This window comes from Nitratireductor kimnyeongensis (assembly GCF_019891395.1).
In the GTDB taxonomy this organism is placed as follows: domain Bacteria; phylum Pseudomonadota; class Alphaproteobacteria; order Rhizobiales; family Rhizobiaceae; genus Nitratireductor; species Nitratireductor kimnyeongensis.
In genome coordinates, this window is record NZ_CP078143.1 from 645,061 (window position 1) to 667,946 (window position 22,886).

At 59.7% G+C, this 22,886-nt stretch carries 22 protein-coding genes and 1 tRNA gene; 12 read left to right on the plus strand and 11 right to left on the minus strand.

Annotation, left to right across the window (positions count from 1 at the left end):
* Positions 1-3: 3 nt before the first annotated feature.
* The 5 genes from KW403_RS03020 to KW403_RS03040 form a co-directional block, all read right to left on the minus strand.
* Positions 4-1,290, minus strand: coding sequence for a DUF6638 family protein (locus tag KW403_RS03020; RefSeq protein ID WP_223021287.1), 1,287 nt, complete (start codon positions 1,288-1,290; stop codon positions 4-6).
* Complete coding sequence (locus KW403_RS03025; RefSeq protein WP_223021288.1) at positions 1,287-3,191, minus strand: AAA family ATPase; 1,905 nt, start codon at positions 3,189-3,191, stop codon at positions 1,287-1,289. Before KW403_RS03025 ends, KW403_RS03020 begins: the two co-directional genes overlap by 4 nt.
* A 252-nt stretch (positions 3,192-3,443) precedes the next feature.
* On the minus strand, positions 3,444-4,592 hold the full coding sequence (locus tag KW403_RS03030; protein ID WP_223021289.1) for a hypothetical protein: 1,149 nt from the start codon (positions 4,590-4,592) through the stop codon (positions 3,444-3,446).
* 179 nt (positions 4,593-4,771) lie between these two features.
* A complete protein-coding gene (locus KW403_RS03035) occupies positions 4,772-5,860 on the minus strand; it encodes a hypothetical protein (protein ID WP_223021290.1) in 1,089 nt (362 codons plus the stop codon).
* A 20-nt stretch (positions 5,861-5,880) separates the two neighbouring features.
* Entirely contained in the window at positions 5,881-6,813 is a 933-nt protein-coding gene (locus KW403_RS03040; RefSeq protein WP_223021291.1) for a LysR family transcriptional regulator, read from the minus strand.
* 102 nt (positions 6,814-6,915) lie between these two features.
* Here KW403_RS03040 and KW403_RS03045 point away from each other — a divergent pair, with 102 nt between their 5' ends.
* On the plus strand, positions 6,916-7,926 hold the full coding sequence (locus tag KW403_RS03045) for a YeiH family protein (protein WP_246637873.1): 1,011 nt from the start codon (positions 6,916-6,918) through the stop codon (positions 7,924-7,926).
* A gap of 9 nt (positions 7,927-7,935) precedes the next feature.
* Here the strand turns inward: KW403_RS03045 and KW403_RS03050 are convergent, their stop codons facing one another.
* A complete protein-coding gene (locus KW403_RS03050; RefSeq protein ID WP_223021293.1) occupies positions 7,936-8,556 on the minus strand; it encodes a thymidine kinase in 621 nt (206 codons plus the stop codon).
* 226 nt (positions 8,557-8,782) lie between these two features.
* On the opposite strand from KW403_RS03050, the gene KW403_RS03055 reads away from it, so the two are divergent.
* The 6 genes from KW403_RS03055 to KW403_RS03080 all read left to right on the plus strand — a co-directional run bounded on the left by KW403_RS03055 (position 8,783) and on the right by KW403_RS03080 (position 14,413).
* Positions 8,783-9,730 (plus strand): choline ABC transporter substrate-binding protein, encoded by a 948-nt coding sequence (locus tag KW403_RS03055; RefSeq protein WP_223021294.1) that lies wholly within the window; start codon positions 8,783-8,785, stop codon positions 9,728-9,730.
* A gap of 134 nt (positions 9,731-9,864) precedes the next feature.
* Positions 9,865-10,719, plus strand: a complete 855-nt coding sequence (gene choW, locus KW403_RS03060; RefSeq protein WP_223021295.1) for a choline ABC transporter permease subunit — start codon at positions 9,865-9,867, stop codon at positions 10,717-10,719.
* Complete coding sequence (gene choV / locus KW403_RS03065) at positions 10,716-11,903, plus strand: choline ABC transporter ATP-binding protein (RefSeq protein ID WP_223021296.1); 1,188 nt, start codon at positions 10,716-10,718, stop codon at positions 11,901-11,903. The genes choW and choV overlap by 4 nt, the downstream gene beginning before the upstream one ends.
* Before the next feature lie 94 nt (positions 11,904-11,997).
* A complete protein-coding gene (locus KW403_RS03070; RefSeq protein ID WP_223021297.1) occupies positions 11,998-12,759 on the plus strand; it encodes a 3-hydroxyacyl-CoA dehydrogenase in 762 nt (253 codons plus the stop codon).
* A gap of 83 nt (positions 12,760-12,842) precedes the next feature.
* On the plus strand, positions 12,843-13,613 hold the full coding sequence (locus KW403_RS03075) for a HugZ family pyridoxamine 5'-phosphate oxidase (RefSeq protein WP_223021298.1): 771 nt from the start codon (positions 12,843-12,845) through the stop codon (positions 13,611-13,613).
* Entirely contained in the window at positions 13,610-14,413 is an 804-nt protein-coding gene (locus KW403_RS03080) for a TrmH family RNA methyltransferase (RefSeq protein ID WP_223021299.1), read from the plus strand. Before KW403_RS03075 ends, KW403_RS03080 begins: the two co-directional genes overlap by 4 nt.
* On the opposite strand, the gene KW403_RS03085 is transcribed toward KW403_RS03080, so the two are convergent.
* The gene (locus KW403_RS03085; protein WP_223021300.1) at positions 14,410-15,654 is read right to left on the minus strand and encodes a coiled-coil domain-containing protein; all 1,245 of its coding nucleotides are present in this window, start codon (positions 15,652-15,654) and stop codon (positions 14,410-14,412) included. The genes KW403_RS03080 and KW403_RS03085 overlap by 4 nt on opposite strands.
* Positions 15,655-15,812: 158 nt before the next feature.
* Positions 15,813-16,403 carry a DUF1134 domain-containing protein gene (locus KW403_RS03090; RefSeq protein WP_223021301.1) on the minus strand — a complete coding sequence of 197 codons (591 nt, stop codon included), beginning with the start codon at positions 16,401-16,403 and terminating at the stop codon, positions 15,813-15,815.
* A gap of 362 nt (positions 16,404-16,765) precedes the next feature.
* On the opposite strand from KW403_RS03090, the gene chpT reads away from it, so the two are divergent.
* Both chpT and KW403_RS03100 read left to right on the plus strand, forming a co-directional pair.
* The gene (gene chpT / locus KW403_RS03095; protein WP_223021302.1) at positions 16,766-17,398 is read left to right on the plus strand and encodes a histidine phosphotransferase ChpT; all 633 of its coding nucleotides are present in this window, start codon (positions 16,766-16,768) and stop codon (positions 17,396-17,398) included.
* A 102-nt stretch (positions 17,399-17,500) separates the two neighbouring features.
* A complete protein-coding gene (locus KW403_RS03100) occupies positions 17,501-17,869 on the plus strand; it encodes a response regulator (RefSeq protein WP_223021303.1) in 369 nt (122 codons plus the stop codon).
* Positions 17,870-17,959: 90 nt separating this feature from the next.
* Here the strand turns inward: KW403_RS03100 and ctrA are convergent, their stop codons facing one another.
* Positions 17,960-18,655, minus strand: coding sequence for a response regulator transcription factor CtrA (gene ctrA / locus KW403_RS03105; RefSeq protein ID WP_223021304.1), 696 nt, complete (start codon positions 18,653-18,655; stop codon positions 17,960-17,962).
* Between the two features lie 443 nt (positions 18,656-19,098).
* Between ctrA and KW403_RS03110 the strand changes: the two genes are divergently transcribed.
* Positions 19,099-19,473, plus strand: coding sequence for a flagellar export protein FliJ (locus KW403_RS03110; protein ID WP_223021305.1), 375 nt, complete (start codon positions 19,099-19,101; stop codon positions 19,471-19,473).
* 254 nt (positions 19,474-19,727) lie between these two features.
* Here KW403_RS03110 and sciP read toward each other — a convergent pair whose 3' ends face one another.
* Positions 19,728-20,003 (minus strand): CtrA inhibitor SciP, encoded by a 276-nt coding sequence (gene sciP, locus KW403_RS03115; protein ID WP_007009631.1) that lies wholly within the window; start codon positions 20,001-20,003, stop codon positions 19,728-19,730.
* Between the two features lie 288 nt (positions 20,004-20,291).
* Here sciP and mnmA point away from each other — a divergent pair, with 288 nt between their 5' ends.
* On the plus strand, positions 20,292-21,473 hold the full coding sequence (gene mnmA / locus KW403_RS03120; RefSeq protein ID WP_223021306.1) for a tRNA 2-thiouridine(34) synthase MnmA: 1,182 nt from the start codon (positions 20,292-20,294) through the stop codon (positions 21,471-21,473).
* 101 nt (positions 21,474-21,574) lie between these two features.
* On the opposite strand, the gene KW403_RS03125 is transcribed toward mnmA, so the two are convergent.
* Complete coding sequence (locus KW403_RS03125) at positions 21,575-22,528, minus strand: Gfo/Idh/MocA family protein (protein ID WP_223021307.1); 954 nt, start codon at positions 22,526-22,528, stop codon at positions 21,575-21,577.
* 229 nt (positions 22,529-22,757) lie between these two features.
* On the opposite strand from KW403_RS03125, the gene KW403_RS03130 reads away from it, so the two are divergent.
* Positions 22,758-22,834: transfer RNA gene (locus KW403_RS03130), tRNA-Met, on the plus strand.
* Positions 22,835-22,886 lie beyond the last annotated feature (52 nt).

Here is a 22,886-nt window from a genome sequence, read left to right on the forward strand (position 1 = left end):
GGATCAGGCTTCAAGACCATAAAGACGCTTTCGCAGCGCCGGTTTGTCCATGAGATATGCGGTTTTGAGCCGGGCCACAACATATTCGCGCCAGGGTTCCGGCCAGGTTTCATAATCGCGGTAAAAACCCTGCTTGTTGAAAACATAGCGGGCAATGAAATCGGACGGCACGAAATCGGAAATCAGCCGGTTGGTGAGCCAGGCATCCTTGTGCGCGGGGTCGGCGCGGGTGACGAAAAAGCGTTCACGCGCCGGGATTTCCTCGATCTTGAGCGTTCCCGTCTGGTTGATCTCGCGCACGGCCGCATTGAGCAACGGAACACTCCCCTCGCCGGCGACCAGTTTCGCGTTGCGGTGCGTCCAGGTCTGCAGCCATACCGGATCGACGCGGGCGAAGTCCGTATCCGGCTCCTCGCACCGGATCAGATCGAGCAGCACCATTTCGCCGCGATGGGCAAGATAGTTGGAGCGTTCGATCCACGAGGCACGCGGCAGCTGGATGCGGCCCGTCTCGGCCAGAAAGCGGAAGATGCGGGCCGGATCGTCCTTCGAGAGATAGCTCACCTGCCAGGGCCGCGAGCGGCGGAAGCCCGGCGTCGCCGGATCGGCGATCACCGTCGTCATGGCTGGATCGGTAAAAATATAGATGCCGCCGAAATGGCTCGTCCAATAGGCATCATGCCGGAACACGACCTGTTCGGGCACGAGGCTGTTTTCGCGGATGTCGCCGGTTTCACGCGCCAGCGCGACCATGCGGTTGAGCAGTTCATCATCGCGCCAGGCGTCGGGCTCATGCTTCACCCGGTCAGCAAGCCGGCCAAGCTCCGCGGCCTTTCCGAGCAGGTCCTCGGCAGAGAGAACCTTGAACTCCACCTGCGCGATGGAGAGCAGATCCTCGATGTCGCGCACGTGGTTTACCTGTTCCTCGATCTCGCCATAGACCACATCCTTGATGGTGATCGCATTGATGGCGCGCGCATTCGCCATCATGAATTCGTAAACGAGCTGCGAGGTGTTGGAGAAGGCCGTGTGCACCACAGGCAGCTCGATCTGCGCCGGGGTGAGGATGATGAAGCGGCGGTTGACACCGTTGGGATCGAGATACTGCTCGTCGTCCAGCTCCTCGGCAATCTGCGGCGAGAAGCCGGTGCGGTCGACCTCGAAGGAGGCGAGCTTCGTCTGCGGCACGCCGAAGGCCTCCAGCGCCTTGTTGTAGCGCGCGATCAGATGCGGCTCCTCGATTTTCAGGAGGCGGCCGAAGATGAGATCGTTTTCGCGGAGGAGGTTCACCAGGTTCCCCTCGCCTTCATGTCCTCGATCTCGCGCAGGGCGCGTTCGCGCAGGCGCTGGTCGCGGACGATCGTGGAGACGGCCGCATCGTCGGACCGGTCCGAATAGCGGAACTCCGAATCCGCATAGCGGTTGACCTCCTGCATGACCATGTCCATCGTGAATGGCCTGCGCAGCTCGGCGATCATCGCCTTCTTTTCATCGTAGCCCTTGCGCAAAAAGGCATCGGGCGTTTCGAACCATTCGTCCGGAAGATCGATGTCCATGGCGCGCATCTTGATGGCGTCGGTGATGTTCTTGATGGCGCGGCCGGTGAAGCGTGGCTCTGCCAGCTTGATCTCGTGCAGATAGGCGCCGATATCCGTCAGCGTCTTCGGCTCGCCGCGATCGTTCAGGAAGCGCTCATGGACCTTCAAAAGCCCTTCTTCCTGCGGCTTCGAATGCGCCTCAAAGGCAGTCTCGACCGCGCGCTTGATTTCCTGTGTTGCAAACGGCTCGTGCTCGCCAAGCGGGATCGAATGGTTCTTTCCGGCCAGAAGCACGAAGATGTCGACATAATCCTCGAAAGTCTGCGGCCCGTCGACAAGCCAGCGCGCGCCGGCGCGCTGCCGCAGCGCATCGTCCACATTTTCCGGATAGTTGGAGAACATGCCGAAGGAGCAATTGCCGCGCACAACGGTGCCTGCGCCCGCAAAGCTCTCCATCAGAACGCCCGTCACCTCCTGCTGACCGGCGGACGCCCGGTCGTCGGAGCGCTTGGCCGCCACCTGATCGATGTCGTCAATGGTGCCGAAACCGATGGCGCGCGGGCTCAGAACATTTTCGACGAACTGCTTGCAGTTCTGCCCCGACTTGCCCTGATAGGAGGAAATCTGGTCGACGCCGAAATTCTCATAGTGGAAGGGCACGCCCGCGATCTGACAGTAATCGTTCAAAAGGCCAGCTGTCATCTGGATCAGGATGGTCTTGCCGGTGCCCGGAGCGCCATCGCCGATGAAGGTGAACAGAAATCCGCCGAGTTCAACGAAAGGGTTGAGCTGGCGCTCGAAATCATAGGCCATCAGCATCTTGGCGAGCTTCATAGCCTGATATTTGGCGATGTGGTTGCCGATGATTTCGTTGGGCTTCTTGAATGTCATGACGAGCGGCTTGCGCCGGCTGCCCGGCGCGACGTCGAACCCGTCCAGCGTAAAATCGTCGACCTCAAGCCGCATATGCGTGTCTTCGAACGCGCCGAGACCGGTGAAACGGCTGCGCCGCTGCAAAAGCCCCTCGATTGCGACGCGGGCAAGCGCGCGGGCGCGCGCTGTCATCGCAGTGTCGTCGGCGGCACCCGAGATCGCGCCATCGAGCGCGGCAAGAACGCTTTTCAGCGCATCCTGCGGCGTATCGAACTGGAAATCCGGTTCATCCGTGTCGTTCACCGGCTCGCTGTCGGCGTCGAGCATCTGCAGGAGATAGGATGAGAGCGTGAAGGCGGCGACATAGGCCGAAGCTTGCAGAAGCGCGTGATAGCTCTGCGCGGCCTCACCCTCGAGTGGGCTGCGGGCGTTGCGCTCCTGAAGAGTTTCAAGTTCGGTTGACCGCGCAAAGACATCGGCAACGGCCAGCGCCACGGCCACCCCGCGACGCGTGCGAAAGAGAAGCGTGTGCTGCGGAATGGACAGCATCGGATCGCCCTGCCGGATGGCGGCGATGGTTTTCGCCAGTTCCACTTCGCGCGTGCGACGCAGCGCGCCGGTGGAGACGGTCGACACGAAACGCCGCCCGGTGCCGGCAAGCTCGGTGCCGGAGCGGCCGTCATCAGACTGAAGCACCACAAAGCGCGTCACAAGGCTCTGCGCCGTCGCCCGGTGCTTCTCGATGTCCTTCTCGTCGATGGTCGTCAGGCCGGTGTCCATGGAAACTCCTGATCTTTCGGGCAGTGGGGCCGCCCCTGATGCATAACGCCAGCGGCCATCGCCCTTCTCCCCGCCTGCGGGGAGAAGGTGCCGGCAGGCGGATGAGGGGCATGCGGCGTCTCGGGCGGAAAAGCGCCCATGCCTCGCCAAACTTTCATCCCTGATGCCCGCCCCTCATCCTCACCTTCTCCCCGCAGGCGGGGAGAAGGGGGCGCAAACGCTGGCGCATAGCCTTCTGCCGGGGCGAAGTTGCTACACATCCGTGATCACCCGCCCGCCCGAAATGACGTGCACGTCGTAGCCATCGAAAATCTTCTGTGCCTCGCCCGCGGCATAGAGCGCCTGATAGGCTTCGTGCGGCACGAGCGCGTGCTGCTCATAGGCGCTCACGCCCATGCGGGCAGCGTCGAGATCATCCGTGTCGATGAAGAACTCCTCCCGCGCCGGTTGGCTGGACCACAACCCCTTGCGCGCCGGGCGCTCGGTCTTGGAATAGACCTCTTGCACCGTCCAGGTGAGAAGCCACGCATTTTCCTGCCGGCGCACCTTGCCCAGCACTTCCGAGACCGTCGAGTTGTTCTCGGTGATGCCGGCTGTATAAAACGGCCCCAGGACCACCCGGCGCAACTGCTTGGGGTGGAGATGTTCGAAATCCTTGTCGAGATTGCCGGCGATCGTGGCCGGCGAGAGGGAATAGGCAGAGTTTTTCTCGGCGAAATCATCGAAGCGGTGGGCGAGTTCCGGGTTGAGCAGACCTCCGACCGGCAGGCCAATCTCGACATCCTCGTTGAGTTTGCCATCGTCGGAAACCAGCGCCTTGACCATGGCGGGCGTAGAATCCTCGACCGCCGCCATATAGACCATGGGAAGGCTGGAATTTCCGTCGAAAGCGCCCCAATGCACCAGATAATAGGGCCGTTTCGTTTTCGGATTGACCGAAACGCGCACCGTTTCCGGCAAAATGAAGGGCGAGAACACATTGCCCGCCTTCAACTCTTCCAGATAGAGCCGCTCGGCCATGGAACGCTGCAGGTCAGCCGGAAATTCGCGATGGCGCAGGATGAAATCGACCATCTCGGCGCGCAGCTCGTCCGGCCCGGAGATGCCGGCAAGACGCTTCTCGGCCTGACGCCGGTCGTTTTCCAGTTCAAGCACGCTCTGGAAGACCGGATAGCCGCTCTCGGCGCGCTGGATGCGGAATTTTTCCATGAAACCGAGACGGTTCTGCCAGCACTCGAAAGAGCGCTCCAACCGGCCGATATAGGGTGAGACGACCTCGGCCACGAGACCGTGCGATTGGAACGGCGAGGCCGACCGATCGCCGAAATAGACGCCAAGACCCTCCAGCGCGGATGCGATGGCATCGAAGTAACGTGCTGCGGCGTCAGGAGCGGCGTTCATGCAAAAGACCTGTTCTGGGACATTCGCGCCCGCCCCTCATCCGCCTGCCGGCACCTTCTCCCCGCATGCGGGGAGAAGGAGGATGGCCGCAACGTAAACGTCCCCCTCTCCCCGCGAGCGGGGAGAGGGTAAGGGTGAGGGGCAAGGCTCGGCATTGAATGTCCGCGCACCGAATGTCATCAGCCGCGAACGTAATTGGCTGCGTCGTGTTTCTTCATCACGTCTTCGAACCGGCGGGCGAAGGCATCGTCGGCAAGCTTCTTGCGGCGCTGGATGTCGGCGGTCGTGACCATGTTTTTCTCATGCAGTTCAAGCAGGTCGCCAATGTGCCGCTGCGCGGCGGCCCCAATGCCGGCCATGGTCTCCTCGGCGGTGTTGTCGACCTTCGAGCCAAGCGTATTGATGCGGTGGGCAACGTCTTGCTGGGCTGCGGTCTTCAGCGAATCCTCGAGCGCCTTGTAGAGAACGATGCGCTGCTCGGTGTCGATGGTGAGTTTGTTGATCAGCGTCGACTGGGCAGCGATCTGGTTGTTGAGTGAATCCACGAATGTCTGGAACATGGAGGTGTAGCGTTCAAGCGTCTGACTTTCCGCAAGCAGCTCCTGCTCCTTGGCCTGCGCCTCATTGTATTCCGTGGCGAGCTTCGAGCGTTCCCCCTCGAGCTGCGCTCGGTCCTTCTGGCTCGTGGAGGCAGCGATGCGGTTTTCGATATCGAGCAGCATCGGGTTCAGTTCCTCGATGCGCCTCTGGGTGGTCTCCAGCGTCTCCATTGTGGATTTGCGTCGCTCGATAACCTTGGCCAGACTTGCCTCGGAGGTCTGGTAGCGTTCTTCGAGAACCTGCTTCTGATCCTTCAGAATACCGGTGATCGTATCCGACTTTGAAAGCAATTCCTGAAGATTGCCTGCCAGAGACATGTTGCGGACGCGCTCGGTGCGCATGCGCTGCTTTCGCTGCTTAGAGAAGATGCCGATGAAGTTTTCCCAGCCCGTGTAACTCTTCATGCTCTCGAACTCGGAACCGAAGACATTGGTGGCGTCCTCAAGACCGATGATCAGGTCGGCGATGTTCGTCTCCATCACCTTCTGTTGTGTGAGCACGTCCTGAATGCGCGCATTCTCGATGTCGAAGTCGGCCTGGCCGATCTTTTCGTCGGTGCGGGCAAGCTTGTCGAGCACGGTGCCAGACTGCTCGATCTTCGAGCGCATCTTGTCGACCACCTCACGGGTCTTCGCGATCTCCGTGTCGAAATTCTGCAAGGTGGCCATGATGATACGCTCCGCAAAGGTCAGGGTTGCGGAAATATATGTGGGTCCATTGACGATTGAAAGACGTTACCGGCCTCGGCGCACAATTCCTCAAGTGCGGTGGCAGCGCCGCTCTGCCGGCGCTCCCTGTGGCGCAGCAGGCTGAAATCGCGTGCGCCAAGATCAATGTTCGCCACTTTCAACAGACCACGCTCCACCAGCGGGCCGGCAGCGGACATTGAGATGGCTGCAGCACAGCCGCTCTCACGCACTGCGGAAAGCACCGCCTCATTGGATGGAAACTCCATGACCAGATCGAGCGTGCTTGGATCGACGCCCATCTCGGCCAGTGCGTTTTCGAAGGCGGCACGTGTGCCAGACCCCTCCTCGCGCATGATCCAAGATGCGCCCGCGAGAAAATCCTGCGCGCCGAGAGGCTTGCCCGCAGCCCAAGGGTGCGTGGGTGCGACGACCACGGCCATCACGTCGCGATCCACCCGGCGCACGGTGAGTGCCGGTTCATCCACCCTGCCCTCGACGAGCCCAACCTCTGCCACGCCTTCAAGCATCGCGTCTGCCACCATGCGGGTGTTGCCCACAGTGAGCTTTAGCGAGATCCCGGGGTAGAGCCTGTGAAACCGCATGAGCACCGGCGGCAGCCAGTAGCTGGCCACCGTCTGGCTGGCATGGACATTGAGCGTGCCGCGCCGCAGCCCGCCGAGTTCCGTAAGCATGGTTTCAGCCGAACGGACACGGGCGAGCGTCGCCTGCGCCTCGCCCAAAAACACCCTGCCGACACGGGTAAGCTCGATGCGGCGGCCCACGCGGTGGAACAGCTCCACCCCGTAATAGCTCTCCAGCGCCTTGATCGAGGCGCTGACGGCAGAGGGCGTACGCCCCACGGCACTGGCTGCCTGGGTCAGGTGCTCCCGCTCCGCAACGGCCACAAATATCAGCAATTGTTCAAAAGTCATGAAACCATTCGATTCTACCGAATGAAACATGACACACTATTCGATAGAAGTCGATAAACACCCATGCGACCAAAGACTCATTCATCGCATCAGGTCGCATTCATGTCCGCACTTCGCCACCCGCTTCAGCTTCTTCCCGGTATCTTTCTGTCTCTCGTTGTCGCTGGGGCGGCACTCTTGGCCGCATGGACGGAACAAGTGTATTTCGGCGAGGCGTGGCTCGAAGGACTGGTTCTCGCCATTTTGTTCGGCACCGCGATAAGCTCCGCTGCCCGACTAAGCCCTGCCTTCCGCCCCGGCATCGATTTCTGCGCCAAGGCCGTGCTGGAAGTGGCAATCGTTTTGCTCGGTGCTTCTATCAGCCTTGGCGCGCTCGGCGATGCAGGGTTCGGACTGGTCGGCGGCATTGTCGGCGTGGTCGTACTGTCACTGCTTGCAGGCTATGCGATCAGCCGGGCGCTCGGCCTTTCGCGTGGACTGGCAACGCTGGTCGCCTGCGGCAATTCCATCTGCGGCAATTCGGCGATTGCAGCCGCAGCACCCGTGATCCGTGCCGAAGCCTCGGAAGTGGCCGCATCCCTCTCCTTCACCGCATTCCTCAGCATTCTCGTCGTGCTTCTTCTACCGGTGATCTATGCGGCCATCGGCATGAGTGCTGTGCAGTCGGGCGTTCTGGCAGGCCTCACGGTCTATGCGGTGCCGCAGGTGCTGGCTGCCGCCGCCCCTGCCGGTCCAATCGGGATTCAGGTGGGCACACTGGTCAAGCTGGTGCGCGTGCTCATGCTCGGGCCCGTGATCTTTGTCCTGGGGCTCAGCCATGGCAGAAAGACCGGCGTCAAGCTTGGCTTCTTCGAGATGGTGCCCTGGTTCATCATCGGCTTTCTGGCCATGATGGGGCTGCGTTCGGTCGACCTCATTCCCGCTCCGGCCCTGCCCGTCATGCATGAGATCTCCGGTCTTCTCACGATCATCGCCATGGCCGCACTCGGCCTAACGGTCGACATCAAAAGCGTGATGAAAAGCGGCGGGCGCGTGATCGTCGCAGCCCTTCTGTCGCTGACCACTCTAGGTGTAGTGAGCTACGCGCTGATCCACTTTCTCGGTATCGCCTGAACGAGAGCGCTATTCCGCAGCACTTCCGGCAAAGCCCACAAGGTCTTCAGCCTTCCAGCGACCCATTTCCTCTTCCCAGTGCTTGCGGCAAAGCGAAACATAGACATCCTTGCCGATGGCCACCTGTGCGCCCTTCTTTGCCACTTTACCATCAGCCGCGAGCCGAACCACCATGGTCGCCTTACGCCCACAACGGCAGATCGTGCGCACCTCGCGCAGCTCGTCCGCCAGCGCCAGAAGCGCCTGCGATCCGGTGAAGAGATTGCCTTGAAAATCGGTTCGCAACCCGTAGCACATGACGGGAATGCCAAGCCTGTCCGCCACGCGAGCCAGCTGCCAGACCTGCTCTTCTTCGAGAAACTGCGCCTCGTCGACAAAGACGCAATGCACTGTCGAGTGATGGTGATGCTCGGCGATGCGTGCGAAAAGATCATCGCCTTCACGGAACATTTCCGCATCGCTGTCGAGGCCGATGCGCGATGAGATGTAGCCGCCGTCTTCCTTGCGGTAGTGTCCTGCGACAAACAGCATCGTGTTCATGCCGCGCTCGCGGTAATTGTAGGAGGCCTGCAGGAGCATGGTCGACTTGCCTGCATTCATCGTCGCGTAGTGGAAGTAGAGCTTTGCCATCGCGCTGCCTTTGTCGTTCGCGCTCTTAAACACCACCAACGGACATTAGAAAACGCCGGATCGGTTTTCTTCCACCAAAATACCGTCGTATACGGCGCGTTGCATGATGCGGGCAAACATCTCTTTGTGCTTGCAGTGCCTATGAATTGGTGCTTGCCTTTGAAATAATGCGCAAAGCCGGTTAAGACCCGCGCTCTGCCAACAACAACCACAGAGGAGAGCTGCCATGTTAACCGGCCGAAAATCGTCCCTGGTCCTTGCGCTCGCCGCAAGTCTCGCATCGGGCACCGCATTCGCCGCCGAACCGGAGTCCTGCCAGTCCGTAACTTTCTCGGATGTCGGCTGGACCGACATCACTGCAACCACCGCGACTGCTTCAGTGGTGCTTGAGGGGCTTGGCTACGAGCCCGAAACCCAGGTGCTTTCGGTGCCGGTGACCTATGCATCGCTCAAGAACAACGATGTGGACGTCTTCCTCGGCAACTGGATGCCGACCATGGAAGCCGACATCGCGCCTTACCGCGAAGACGGAACGGTGGAAACCGTGGTGACCAATCTGGAAGGCGCGAAATACACGCTGGCCGTTCCGCAATACACCTACGATGCGGGTCTCAAGAGCTTCGCCGACATCGCCAAGTTTGCCGACGAGCTGGACGGCAAGATCTACGGTATCGAGCCTGGAAATGACGGCAACCGCCTGATCATCGACATGATCGAGAACGATACGTTCGGCCTCAAGGATTTCGAAGTGGTGGAGAGCTCGGAAGCCGGCATGCTCTCACAGGTGCGCCGTGCCGTGGGATCGAAAGAGCACGTGGTGTTTCTTGGCTGGGAACCGCACCCGATGAACGCCAATATCGAAATGGCCTATCTTGAAGGCGGTGACGATGTTTTCGGCCCGAACTATGGCGGCGCGACGGTTCATACCAACACGCGTGCAGGTCTTTCCGAAGAATGTCCCAATCTTGGTGCGCTTCTGAAAAACATGGTCTTCTCGCTCCAGATGGAGAACGAGATCATGGGCAAGATCCTTGACGACGGTGCCGAGCCGCAAAAGGCGGCTGCAGAATGGCTCAAGGCCAATCCGGACGCGCTTGGCCCATGGCTAGAAGGCGTGACCACGTTTGGAGGCGAGCCTGGCCTCGACGCCGTGAAGGCGCATTTGGGCATGTAAACGCCTTGACGATGCGGGGTGCCCGGCAGGCACTCCGCAACGTCTCACTTTCGGCTTGCAATCCGAAAGACCGCCGCACCGGCGGCACACGCGACGCATAAGAAGAAATCCGAGAAAAGGAGATCCCTGGGCTCATGGACCCTCTTTCAGAATGGATCGCTGACTGGAAAATTCCCATCGGTCGTTGGGGCCGAGACTTCTTCGACTTTCTCACCACAAATTTTGCCTGGTTGTTCGACACGCTCGCAGACGTTCTGGCCGATGTGCTGGACGGAATGGTGGACGTTCTGCTGGCCGTTCCCGCCATCCTTCTGGTGCTTGCCATTGCAGCACTCGCCTATCTGCTGCAACGCTCCTGGAAGCTTTCTGTCGCAGTAACACTCGGCCTTCTCTTCATTATCAATCAGGGTTTATGGGAGGAAACGGTCGAGACACTGGTGCTTGTCGTGGCTGCGGCCGCCGTCTCCATGGCAATAGGCGTCCCTGTTGGCATCTGGGCAGCGCACAATCCACGCGTCTATCAGTTTCTGCGACCGGTGCTCGATCTGATGCAGACGCTGCCGACCTTTGTCTATCTCATCCCCGTTCTCATCCTGTTCGGTCTGGGCGCCGCGCCCGGTCTGATCGTGACCGTGATCTTCGCTTCACCTGCTCCGATCCGGCTCACCTATCTCGGCATCACGTCGGTTCCACAGCCCATGATCGAGGCCGGACATGCCTTCGGCGCCACAAAACGGCAACTCCTGTGGAAGGTGGAATTGCCCGCCGCGCTGCCCTCCATCATGGCGGGTCTCACCCAATGCATCATGCTGTCGCTCTCCATGGTCGTCATCGCAGCACTGATCGGTGCAGACGGGCTTGGCAAACCGGTGGTGCGCGCACTTAACTCGGTCAACATCCCACTCGGCCTCGAAGCGGGGCTCGCCATCGTCGTTCTGGCGATCATTCTCGACCGTATCGCACGCATTGAGCGGGGGAGCGACAAATGAACGTGGCGATCGATTTCAACAAGGTCGACATTCTCTTTGGTACGGAGCGGCAGAAGGCAGAGGCGCTTCCGCTGGTGGATGCGGGCAGGAACCGCGAGGAAATTCTCGCTGAAACCGGCGCGGTGCTCGGCTGTGCCAACTGCGACCTGACTGTGGAACGCGGCGAGATATCCGTATTGATGGGACTGTCGGGCTCGGGAAAGTCCACCTTGCTGCGTGCGGTGAACCGGCTGAACACCGTGGCCCGCGGCAATGTCGTCGTTCATGACGGCGACTGGCAGGCCGATGTGGTAAACTGCTCGCAAGCCGAATTGCGCAAGATCCGCCGCGAGTGCGTGGCGATGGTCTTCCAGCAATTCGCCCTCCTGCCCTGGCGCACGGTGGCGGAGAATGTTGGCTTCGGGCTGGAGCTTGCCGGTGTGCCCGCAAAGGAGCGCAAGGAACGCGTGATGGCGCAGCTCGAGCTGGTGCATCTGATCGACTGGGCCGACAAATATGCGCATGAGCTTTCGGGCGGGATGCAGCAGCGCGTGGGCCTTGCCCGCGCCTTTGCCACGGAAGCGCCGATCCTGCTCATGGACGAACCCTTCTCCGCACTCGATCCGCTCATCCGAACGAAACTGCAGGACGAGCTGCTGGAACTTCAGGACCGTCTGAAGAAGACGATCCTCTTCGTCAGCCACGATCTGGAGGAAGCGCTCAAGATCGGCAACCGCATCTCCATCATGGAAGGCGGGCGGATCGTGCAGACGGGCACGCCGGAAGACATCGTCCTGGCACCGGAAAACGATTATGTGCGGGACTTCATTTCCAATGTGAACCCGCTCTCTGTGCTGACCGCCTGGAACGTGATGCGCGATGTTCGCGACCTGGAGGCGGCGGGCGAAGGCTGGCTGTGGCTCGACCGGCGCAAGACCACGCGATTCAAGTTCGATGAAAACATGCTGGTCATCGACGCCGAGCGAAATGGCAAGCCCGCCATCTGGGTCTCCTGCGACAATATCGAGGAGTTGCCCGAGGACAGGCCCAAGGTCTTTTGGGCAACCGCCGGCACACCGCTGCGCACGGTGATGCGGGCCATGCAGCAATCCCAGACGGCGCCGGTGGCGCTCTTTGACGAGGCCTCACGGTTTGTCGGGGCGATTGGCATACGCGACGTGCTTGGCGCCATCATCCGGCGCTGAGCATCTTCACACACAGCGGCATTGCGCAGATGCCGCTTTTCGCAATGAGCCTCCCCCGCTACTGTCTTGATGACACATTGAGGGAGGCTGTCACATGAACCCAACCGGCATCGTTGCGCTCGTCACGGGTGGCGGCTCAGGACTTGGTGAAGCGACCGCGCGCGAACTCGCCGACAAAGGCGCAAAGATCGCCATCGCCGATGTCGGCATGGAGAGAGCCGAAGCGGTGGCCGCCGATATCGGCGGCATTGCGGTCAAATGCGATGTCACCAGCGAAGCCGATGGTCTGGCGGCTCTGGGGGAAGCAACGGATAAGCTCGGCGCGCCGCGCATACTGGTGAATTGCGCCGGCATTGTCACGGCCACTAAGACCGTCGGCCGGGATGGGCCCCACCCGCTCGATCTTTATCGCAAGGTGATCGAGATCAACCTCCTTGGCACGTTCAACATGATCCGTCTGTTTGCTGCCCAGGCACAGGAACTCGAACCGCTTGAGGGTGGCGAGCGCGGGGTCATCGTCAACACGGCCTCGGTTGCCGCCTTCGACGGGCAGATCGGCCAGGTCGCCTATTCCGCCTCCAAGGGCGGCGTGGTGGGCATGACACTGCCCATTGCCCGCGATCTTTCACGCTCCGGCATCCGCGTGTGCACCATTGCGCCGGGCATCTTCAAGACGCCGATGATGGCCGGCCTGCCGGAGGACGCACAGGCTTCGCTTGGCCAGCAGGTGCCCTTCCCGCCGCGCCTCGGTGAGCCTTCCGAATATGCAGCGCTAGCCTGCCATATCGTGGAGAACCAGATGCTGAACGGCGAGACGATCCGTCTTGATGGCGCGATCCGCATGGCTCCGAAATAGCCCGATGCTGGAAAATCCACCGTCCCCGCTTGCAGCCACAAGCCTGATCGGCGAAGGAGATGCTTCAACGAATTGAGGCATCGATGAGCGAAGGCAAACAAAAGGACATCATTCTCGAAACGGATGCGGATGCCATTCGTCTTGCGAAGACGCTTGTGCGCGTTGCGCGCTTTGGTGCGCTGGCGACAATTGATCCAGAGGATGGCGCACCCTTCGCCACCCGTGTTGCCACGGCAACTGATCTGGACGGCGCGTCGCTCATCTTGGTGTCTGGACTGTCCGCTCATACGAAGGGGCTGGAATCCGATCCACGCTGCTCCCTCCTGTTGGGCGAACCCGGCAAAGGCGACCCGCTGGCGCATCCACGCCTTTCCGTCAAGGCTGCCGCATTGCGACTGGAGCACGACAGCGAAGACCATGCGCGCGCCAAGCGTCGCTATCTCGCACGCCATCCCAAGGCCAAGCTGTATATCGATTTCCCGGATTTCTCTCTCTACCGGCTGGAGCCAAAGACGGCACTTCTCAATGGCGGTTTCGCCCGCGCCTACAGACTTTCACGCAAAGAGCTTCTGTTCGATAGCCCGGCACTTGCCGGCCTTGCCGAAGCGGAAGCTGGCGCCATCGCTCATATGAACAGCGACCACGCAGACGCGATCGAAAATTACGCCCGCTTTTTCTCGAAAGAACGATCGGGAAAATGGCAAATGACCGGGATCGATCCTGAAGGCATCGACCTGGCGCTTGGCGATGAAACCCGCCGCATCTTCTTTGACACTCCCTTGGACGAGGCAGCACAGATGCGGCATGTCCTCGTAGCGATGGCTGGACAAGCTCGTGCAGGACTAGCCGCGTGACACGGAACCTTATCCCCATCGACAGCGCTGAAGATCCACGCATCGCAGCCTATCGCAACATCCGGGAGCGTGATCTGGTGGGTCGTCAGGGACGGTTCGTCGCCGAAGGGCGCGTCGTGCTCAACGTTCTCTTTTCTACCAGCCGGTTCACGGCAGAAAGCGTCTTCTTGCGTGAAAATCGCGTTGCGGGGCTGTTCGATCTGATCGAACGCATTCCCGAGACTGTTCCGATTTACACGGCCAGCGCTTCAATCATGGACGAGGTTGCCGGTTTCGAGATCCATCGGGGCATTCTGGCGATCGGTCGCAAGCGGGAAACAAGCGGCGAAGCGCTGCTCGATACGCTGCCTGAGGCAGCGCTGGTGGTCGCACTCTCGGGCATATCCAATCACGACAATATGGGTTCGATCTTCCGCAACGCCGCCTCTTTCGGCGCTGCCGCCGTCTTGCTCACCGATGATTGCTGTGATCCTCTCTATCGCAAGGCTATTCGTGTTTCGGTAGGCGCAGCGCTGAAACTTCCCTTTGCGCGGTTCAGCGATACAGCCACTCTTGCGACCGCGCTGCACGACCGGGGGTATTCAATTCTCGCACTGAGCCCGCAAGGAAAGATCGACATTGCAGAGATTAAGCGCGATCCGCGCCATGCATTGCTTCTTGGCAGCGAAGGGCACGGACTTTCGGAAGAGGATATGAAGCGGCTTCCCACCGCCCGGATTGCCATGGCCCCGGATTTCGACAGTCTCAACGTGGCTGCGGCTTCTGCCATTGCACTGCACCGCCTCTGGTGCCCGGTCTAAAGCTGGGATGCCCGATCGCGCAGGGTGCGCACTCTTTCGGCAAGGCTTAGGGGGCGGTCATCGGCTCCGGTCTCCTCAGCCTGAATGGCTTGTGCGATCGGCGAACCCTCCCCTTCCAGCGAGGCGGTCAGGCCAATCACTTCGGCTGCCAGGCTATGGATCTGCTCGCGCAACGCTCCATCCGCGTGTGCATCATCGCCTGCCTTGGCACGCGGAGCCTTTCCGTTTTTCTTGTTTTCCGAAAGCTCGGCACGCAATTTCTTGTTTTCCTGAAGCAGCCTGGAAATACGTGTCTTGAGTTTTTCCTGATCACCTTCAGAAGATTGTTGCATGGCCGTCGTCTTTGAACCTCCATCGGCCAAAAGCGTGCGAAGTTGCAGGGATCTGTCTGCAAGTTCGCGTGACAGGCGCTTGCATTCCGCCTCCGCTTCCTTCAACCGGCGAGCCCCCTCTTCAGACAAGCTGGCCTCGCTCGCCCCATTCTTCTCCTTGCGGAGACGCGCAATTTCAGTTTCCCTGCGTTCCAGCTTTTCTTCGTGCTCGTAGAGCGCTCTCATCTGCACCTCCAGCTTTTTCTGAAGGTCTGCGTTACGCTTCTCGGCCATTTTCAAGCCGGCTTCAGCCTCTTTGCGTGCGGTTTCGGCTTCGCGTGCTGCACGAATTGCATCCTTACGATCACGACGAAGTTCGGCCAGGTCATCCTCCACCTTGCGCAACTCCGTCTCGCGAGCGACCATTTCGATCTGCCGGCTGCTTGCCAGCAAGCGCTCTTCCTCATAGCGGTCATTGAGTTCCGTCAGCGCGTTACCACGTACTTCAAGCTCCGAGAGCGCTTCTTCCAGCCTGGTTTCCAGCGTGGAAATGACTTCAGCGTTCTCCGCCAGAGCCGTGCGCTGCTTTTCGGTTTCGCCGCGCAATTCGGCAATCACCTTGTCCTGTGCGTCGCGATCCTCGGCAAGCTGCCTGGCCTCATCGCTCAACCGGGCGATTTGGACCAGTTGCGAAGACGTCTTCGCGTTCAGGGACTCGATGTTCATTTCGAGCCGGCGGGCCGCCATGGCGTGGCTGGCGCGCAACTGATCCTTCTCCGCCTCGAGTTCATTGGCAGAAAGCGGCAGGCTGGCTTCTATACGCTTTGTCGTGAGCCGCACCGCCCTGCGCCACACAAGCGGCGCCATCGCAAGAGCGAGGAATCCGGCGGCAAAGAAGCCCAGAAGAATAAGCAGTATCGTCGTGATCACCGCATGAAACCCATTTCGTCAAGGAAACCCTGCATGTGCAGTTGTCACCTCATTGGGTCACGCAAAACGGCACGCGCGTCAAGCTGATACGTGCAGGAAGAAGGTTGAGACCATCGGAGGAAAGCCGCAATAAGCCTGTCCCCCCTGTCCGGTCTACGTCAGAACGGATTCCAGGTCGGTTTGGGTGTCATCTTCAGATACCCCAGATTGACGCCAAGGCGAGCGCCGACACCAGTCCGGATCGGAACCAGAATCATGTTGTCGTTGGTCAACGCGTTGAAACCTAGACCAGCCACCAGATAGGCAGAGCCCGCAACGCCGCCGAAACGCCGGTACAGATCATTCACCGAATTGAGGTTATAGACGAGGATCATCACGCGGGACCCCTGACCGCCATAGTCCCAGCCGATAGATGGTCCCTGCCAGAAAACCTTATGGTCGCCAGCGTTCTTGGTATAAAGCAGGCCCTCGCCATAGGTCAGACCGCCGATAAACGCGCCGGAGCCTTCCTCGCCAAGAACATAGCCGTTCGGCAAGCCGTAATTGGAGAAGATCTTCTCCACCACGGCTGCCAGACCGCCCGTGGTGGCGCCGAAAAACCCGTGTCCGGCGTCAACGATCTCCTGAGCCGTGTAGCCATTGTTGGCCCGTGCCGAATTGGTGGTCACGGAGATGGCGCCCAGGCCGACAGCGAAAACCACCAGAAAGACCTGGATAAACCGCGTCCAATCAAAAAGCCGTGCAGGCATTGTTCATTCTCCATCCATGAGTGGCTGTCATAGACCCAGACCGCCCACCGTTACCCCGCCGAGAGCCACGATTGCTTCAAAATAGGCCGTGAATCTTTTCCAACTGTTAACCTCAACCTGAAACATGGCCGGCGCATGGCCCAACGCCACGGATAAGCGTCCGCCGCCAGCGCCATTTCCGGCCAAACTGTTGCCGGTTTTCGCGCGCCTGTGTAACCAGAAGCAGCGTGTTCCATGAACTGATTCGGTTGGTGACTGGAACCTGTTCGAAGTCGGAACCACAAGAGCAAAGACCGTCCGGCACGCGCCATCCACAGGCGGCGATGGCTCGATCGGCAACAACGTCTGGAGGACAGATGCCCATGTCCGAACTTTTCTCACTGAGCGCAACCGATCTCGCCGCTCTTCTGTGCAGTCGCGTATGCCACGACATCATTTCGCCGGTGGGTGCAATCAACAACGGCCTCGAACTGTTAGACGAGGGCGGCGCTGACGAAGATGCCATGGCCCTGATCCGCGCCAGCGCGGTGAACGCCTCGGCACGCCTCCAGTTTGCCCGCATTGCCTTTGGCGCCGCCGGCTCGGCAGGCATGCAGATCGATACAGGCGATGCACAGGCAGTCGCCACGGCCTTCATAGCGAACGAAAAGCCCGACCTCGAATGGCACGGCGCGCGTGCGCTTCTGCCCAAGAACCAGGTAAAGCTTTTGCTGAACCTGCTGCTCGTCGCCAATTCCGCTATTCCGCGTGGTGGCAAGCTGCGCGTTTATCTAGAAAATCTGGAAAGCGCCCCCTCCTTCAAGATCAAGGCTGAGGGGCCAATGCTGCGCGTTCCACCGAAATTTCTTGAGCTTCACTCTGGAAGCAAACCGGAAGAGCCGATCGATGCCCACAGCGTCCAGTTTTACTACACGCTGCTGCTGGCCCGCGATACAGGCATGACCGTCAATATTCGCGCCACGGCCGACGAGATTATCCTGGCTGCCGGGAAATAGTCCGTTAACCATAAGTCTTTGCGGCAGCTTTACCAGCCCTGCTCCATAATCCTTCCTGCTTGCCTGACAGCGGCAACTGCATTGCACGAAAGGATGTGGAAAATGGCTCGCTGCCTGATCGTCGACGATTCCAGCGTCATCCGGAAGGTCGCCAAACGGATACTTGCCAGCGCGGAAATGATGGTCACCGAGGCCGCCAGTGGGCAAGAGGCCCTCGATCTGTCCGCCCATGACATGGCCGACATCATCATTATCGATAGCTCGCTGCCGGATATGGATTCAAGCGATGTTGTTCGCCGGTTGATGGCTTTGCCCGCGGAGTTCAAGCCTTATATTCTCTTGTGTCTGGCTGAACTCGACCTCGGCGCGATCATGCGCGCGAAGCGGGCTGGTGCCCAGGGCTATATGTTGAAGCCCTTTACCCGCGCGCAATTGCTCGAACAATTCCGAGAATTTCAAACGGCCGCTTAGCGCCTTGCCGCAGCAATAACAAACTCAGGCAAAGCAAAAACCCGGCCTCGCGGCCGGGTTTGCGCGTTTTGAAGGGGATTTGAAAAGAGGTCAGGCGCTTTCGCGAATTTCCTCGGGCTCGCGCAGCACGTAACCGCGACCCCACACCGTCTCGATGAAATTCTGACCGCCGGACGCCGCATCAAGCTTCTTGCGAAGCTTACAGATGAAGACGTCGATGATCTTCAACTCCGGTTCATCCATCCCACCATAGAGATGGTTCAGGAACATTTCCTTGGTGAGCGTCGTTCCCTTGCGGAGCGAGAGCAGCTCCAGCATCTGGTATTCCTTGCCAGTCAGGTGGACGCGCTGCCCAGCGACCTCGACCGTCTTGGCGTCCAGGTTCACGATCAGATCACCGGTGGTGATAACCGACTGTGCATGCCCCTTGGAGCGGCGCACGATCGCGTGAATACGCGCCACGAGCTCGTCCTTGTGGAACGGCTTCGTCATATAGTCGTCAGCGCCGAACCCGAGGCCCCGCACCTTGTCCTCGATGCCAGCCATGCCGGAGAGGATGAGGATCGGCGTCTTCACTTTCGAAAGGCGCAGTGTCCGCAGGACCTCGTAACCCGACATATCCGGCAGGTTGAGATCAAGCAGAATGATATCGTAATCGTAGAGCTTCCCCAGATCGACACCCTCTTCTCCGAGGTCCGTCGTATAAACATTGAAGCTCTCGGACTTAAGCATCAGTTCGATGCTTTGTGCCGTGGCACTGTCGTCTTCAATCAGCAAAACGCGCATCTTTATCCCCTTCTCGCCGCCGACCCGGCCTGGCAGGCACCCGGCACCGAAGCAATGATTGCCTGAATCGGAGCCTGCCAGTTAATGGTTAACAAAATCTAATTCGGTCTGGCAAGCGCCAGATTCCCTTTTCAGCTTTTGAAGACACTGCATTGATTCCAATGGTGAAATATCCGCCTATGAATAGATCGAATCACATTAGCAGTTCACGCTAACCGACTCTCTCCGCAATCAAATTACGGCTTTCTCACGCACAATCTTTACCGCGCCTTAAGCCATCGTCCTTATGATTAACAATGCCCGTAAACGAATGGTTACCGAAGGGGCTAAATCTTAGGAATTTGTTTCCTAAGTGCGCTTACCCTGCGAGGACTGACCCGGCGTAAACGGGACTGACAGCCGCCGAGGGGCGCTGGTGTGTGCGTATTGTGGGAGTATCGAGTATGAAGCCGCGTGAAAACCTCGTTCGACTGAAGCAGTTTCAGGTTAATGAGAAGCGCCGCCGCATGGCACAGCTGGATTCGATGATTGCCGAGTTCGACCGCATGGCTGCGGAACTGGATGCGCAGATCATTTCAGAGGAAACGAAGGCCGGTATCACCGATCTCAATCACTTCGCCTACCCGACATTCGCCAAGGCAGCGCGTCTGCGCCGCGACAACCTGCGCACCTCGCAGGCGGAACTCGTCGAACAGCGCAAATCCGCCGAGGCGGAACTTTCCGAAGCTGAAGCCGAGCTCGCCAAGGCCGAAGCGCTTGAAAACCGCGACGGGCGCGGCCGTCAGGAGACTGCAGCCTCCCGCGCGATGACTGGCTGATCCCGCTCCCACGAACACATCTTGTCGCTGAACCGGTTCTAACGGTAGGGATATCCCTGCCGTTTTTGCGTTGTTCATGAAAAAGAGCCGGATTCACAGGCGTTTCTGAAACAACCCAGACGGTCCGGAGACCTCTCAGGATCGATCAGCGCACCGCGCCCGCAAAAAAGGGCCGGCGCAAAACGCCGGCCCTTTCGGGTTTGAACAGCGACCGACGCGGTTTCCATTTATCGTGGAAATGCGCCGAAAGCTGATCAATGTCGATATTGCTGGATGCGTGTTGTCCGCAGCCCCGCCAGGCCATGATCATCGATAGACGCCTGCCATGAGAGGAATTCCTCCACCGTCAGACGATAACGCTGACAGGCTTCCTCAAGACTCAAAAGCCCACCGCGCACTGCGGCCACCACTTCCGCCTTGCGACGGATTACCCACCTGCGCGTATTGCTCGGCGGCAGATCCGCAATTGTCAGCGGGCTGCCATCCGGGCCGATGACATATTTTACGCGCGGTCGAACCATTTCGGTCATAGTACTCTCTACCTGAACTCAAGACCCGATACACAAGCTACTGCGCCGGCTTTAAAATTTGCCTAAACACATGGTAAGCATACGGTAACGGACATGAATCCCGCGTTAGGAATTTGTCGCCTATTTGTTTCAAATTGCGCCGGCCCGCGCGGAAAACCTCCGGGAAACCGGGGCTTGGCACCGCATGGCTCTGGTTAACCTTCGGGCTGGCAGCACACGGATCCTTGACCTATATTCGCCGCATTGGCATGTAATCGGCCACGATCAAAGACAAAGAAGATCAAACAAATGAACAGCCTCGACCTGCCCGGACGCCCGCAGGACTGCCGAATCGTGGTGGCCATGTCAGGCGGCGTGGACTCCTCCGTCGTTGCCGGCATCCTCGCCAAACAGGGCTATGACGTCGTCGGCGTCACGCTACAGCTCTATGATCATGGCGAGTCCGCCCATCGTCCGGGCTCCTGTTGCGCCGGTCAGGACATCGATGATGCACGCCGTGTCGCAGAGACGCTGGGCATCCCCCACTATGTGTTGAATTACGAGCAGCGCTTTCGCGAGGCCGTGATCGACCCCTTCGCTCAAAGCTATGTCGCCGGCGAAACGCCGATCCCCTGCGTTTCGTGCAATCAGACCGTGAAATTCGCCGATCTTCTGGAGACGGCACGCGACCTCGGCGCCGATGCGCTCGCCACCGGCCACTATATCCGCAGCCGCGCCAATGGCGCCCACCGTGCACTGACGCGGCCGGTGGATGCAGATCGCGACCAGAGCTATTTCCTTTTCGCGACCACGCAAGAGCAAATCGACTATCTGCGTTTTCCGTTGGGCGGGCTCTCCAAACCAGAGGTGCGCGCCATTGCCGAAGACATGGGGTTGAGCGTCGCCACCAAGCAGGACAGCCAGGACATCTGCTTCGTCCCGCGGGGCAAATATTCGGACATCATCAGCAAGCTGAAGCCCGAGGCCGCGACGCCGGGTGAAATCGTGCACCTGGACGGACGCAAACTCGGCCGCCACGACGGCGTGATGCATTACACGATCGGCCAGAGGCGCGGTATCGGCGTCGCCACGGGTGAACCGCTCTACGTGGTGCATCTGGATGCTGATAATGCGCGCGTCATTGTCGGCCCGCGAGAGGCGCTGGAAACGCACAAGGTGTTCTTGCGCCAGGTGAACTGGCTGGGCGATGGGCCGCTTGACGAGTTGCCCGCAGATGGGATGGAGGTCTTTGCCAAGGTGCGTTCGACCCGCCCACCGCGCCCTGCCGTGCTGCATCACGCAGACGGCAAAACCTGGGTTGAACTGACCGAGGGCGAGGCAGGCGTCGCTCCCGGGCAGGCTTGCGTGCTTTACTCCGATGAAGGCAATGAGGCCCGCGTCTTTGGCGGTGGCTTCATCGAGCGTTCGGAAAGAGGGCGGGAAGCCGAAGCACAGCTCACACGCCTGGCAGCAGCCGCCCACAGCGCATAAGGTTCTCTTCGCCTGCGTTCGCGGTTGGTGGCCTGCAAGGAGCGGGCAATCTTGCTACAATGGGCAGTGGCTGGAAAAATTACACTGGCTGACGAGACGCGTCAGCCATGCGTTACAGAACCGGCCGTCAGGATACGCAGAACCTCGATGGCCTCTTCGCCCGTCGTGCGCGGCTCGCTCCTTGTTTCGATGCAGTCGAGAAAATGCTGCAGCTCACGCGTCAGCGGCATCCCTTCTTCCACATCCACATAGGTTGGCTCGTTGGTGGTGAACGCCCAGTGGCCGCTATCCTGCCAGACCGCATGGCGATAGACGGCGAGCTTCCGCCCCCAAGGCTCCACATCATCGAACACCGCCATCGCCTTGTCGCCGACAACCGTCAGACGGCGTTCACGATAGGGGTTAAGCCGCGAGGTGAAGAGGTGGCTGCGCAGGCCACCGGGGAATCGCATGTGGAGATGCGCGAAATCGCTCAGATGATCGAGCAGCGCCGCCCCCTCGCCCCGCACCTCTTCGGGTGCCGCTCCCGTCAGCGCCAGGATCATCGAGAGATCGTGCGGTGCAAGATCCCACAGAGCGTCATTCTCGGTATGAAATTTGCCAAGCCCCAGACGATGGGAATGAATATAGCGGATCTCGCCGAGATCGCCCTGGTCGATCAGCGATTTCAGTTTTTCGAAAGCCGGATGGAAGCGCAGCACATGGCCGACCATGATGATGCGCCCCGTTTCACGCGCCACGGAAACCGAGCGCTCGGCATCCTCGACAGTCAGCGCTATGGGTTTCTCAACCAGGACATCCTTGCCCGAACGCATGGCCCGAATGGCATATTCGGCATGAAACTGTGGCGGCAAGGCAAGCACGATCGCGTCGATATCGGCATGCTCGAAGAGCGCGTCGGGTGAGATCGCCACGCATTCATGTTCGCTGGCAAAGCCTTCAGCCCGCGCCTCATTGGCGTCAGACACGGCAGCCAGCACTCCCAGAGACTTAAGCGTGCGAATGTGGTTCGAGCCCCAATAGCCACATCCGAGTACGGCAATACGCGGTTTCATAAAATCCTTCGCCCAAGATTTTGGCGCAGAAAACACATACAGACGCGGCCCTCGCGACTCAACCCTGCCCGTGAAATCCGGCCCATTTCTTCAGGGAAATCGTTAGCCTGGACAAATTCCCCCAAGAAACGGTGAAGCCCGCTTGACACGACAGACACCGCCCCCTTATATCCGCGCGTCTTCATGAGGCACCGAACCGGTTTCGAAACGGGTTCCCAAGCCTCCAGGCGGCGGAGTAGCTCAGTCGGTTAGAGCAGAGGAATCATAATCCTTGTGTCGGGGGTTCGAATCCCTCCTCCGCTACCACTGGAAGCATTTTACCAACATCGGGCCGTTACAAAGAGCGGGAATTCCAGCC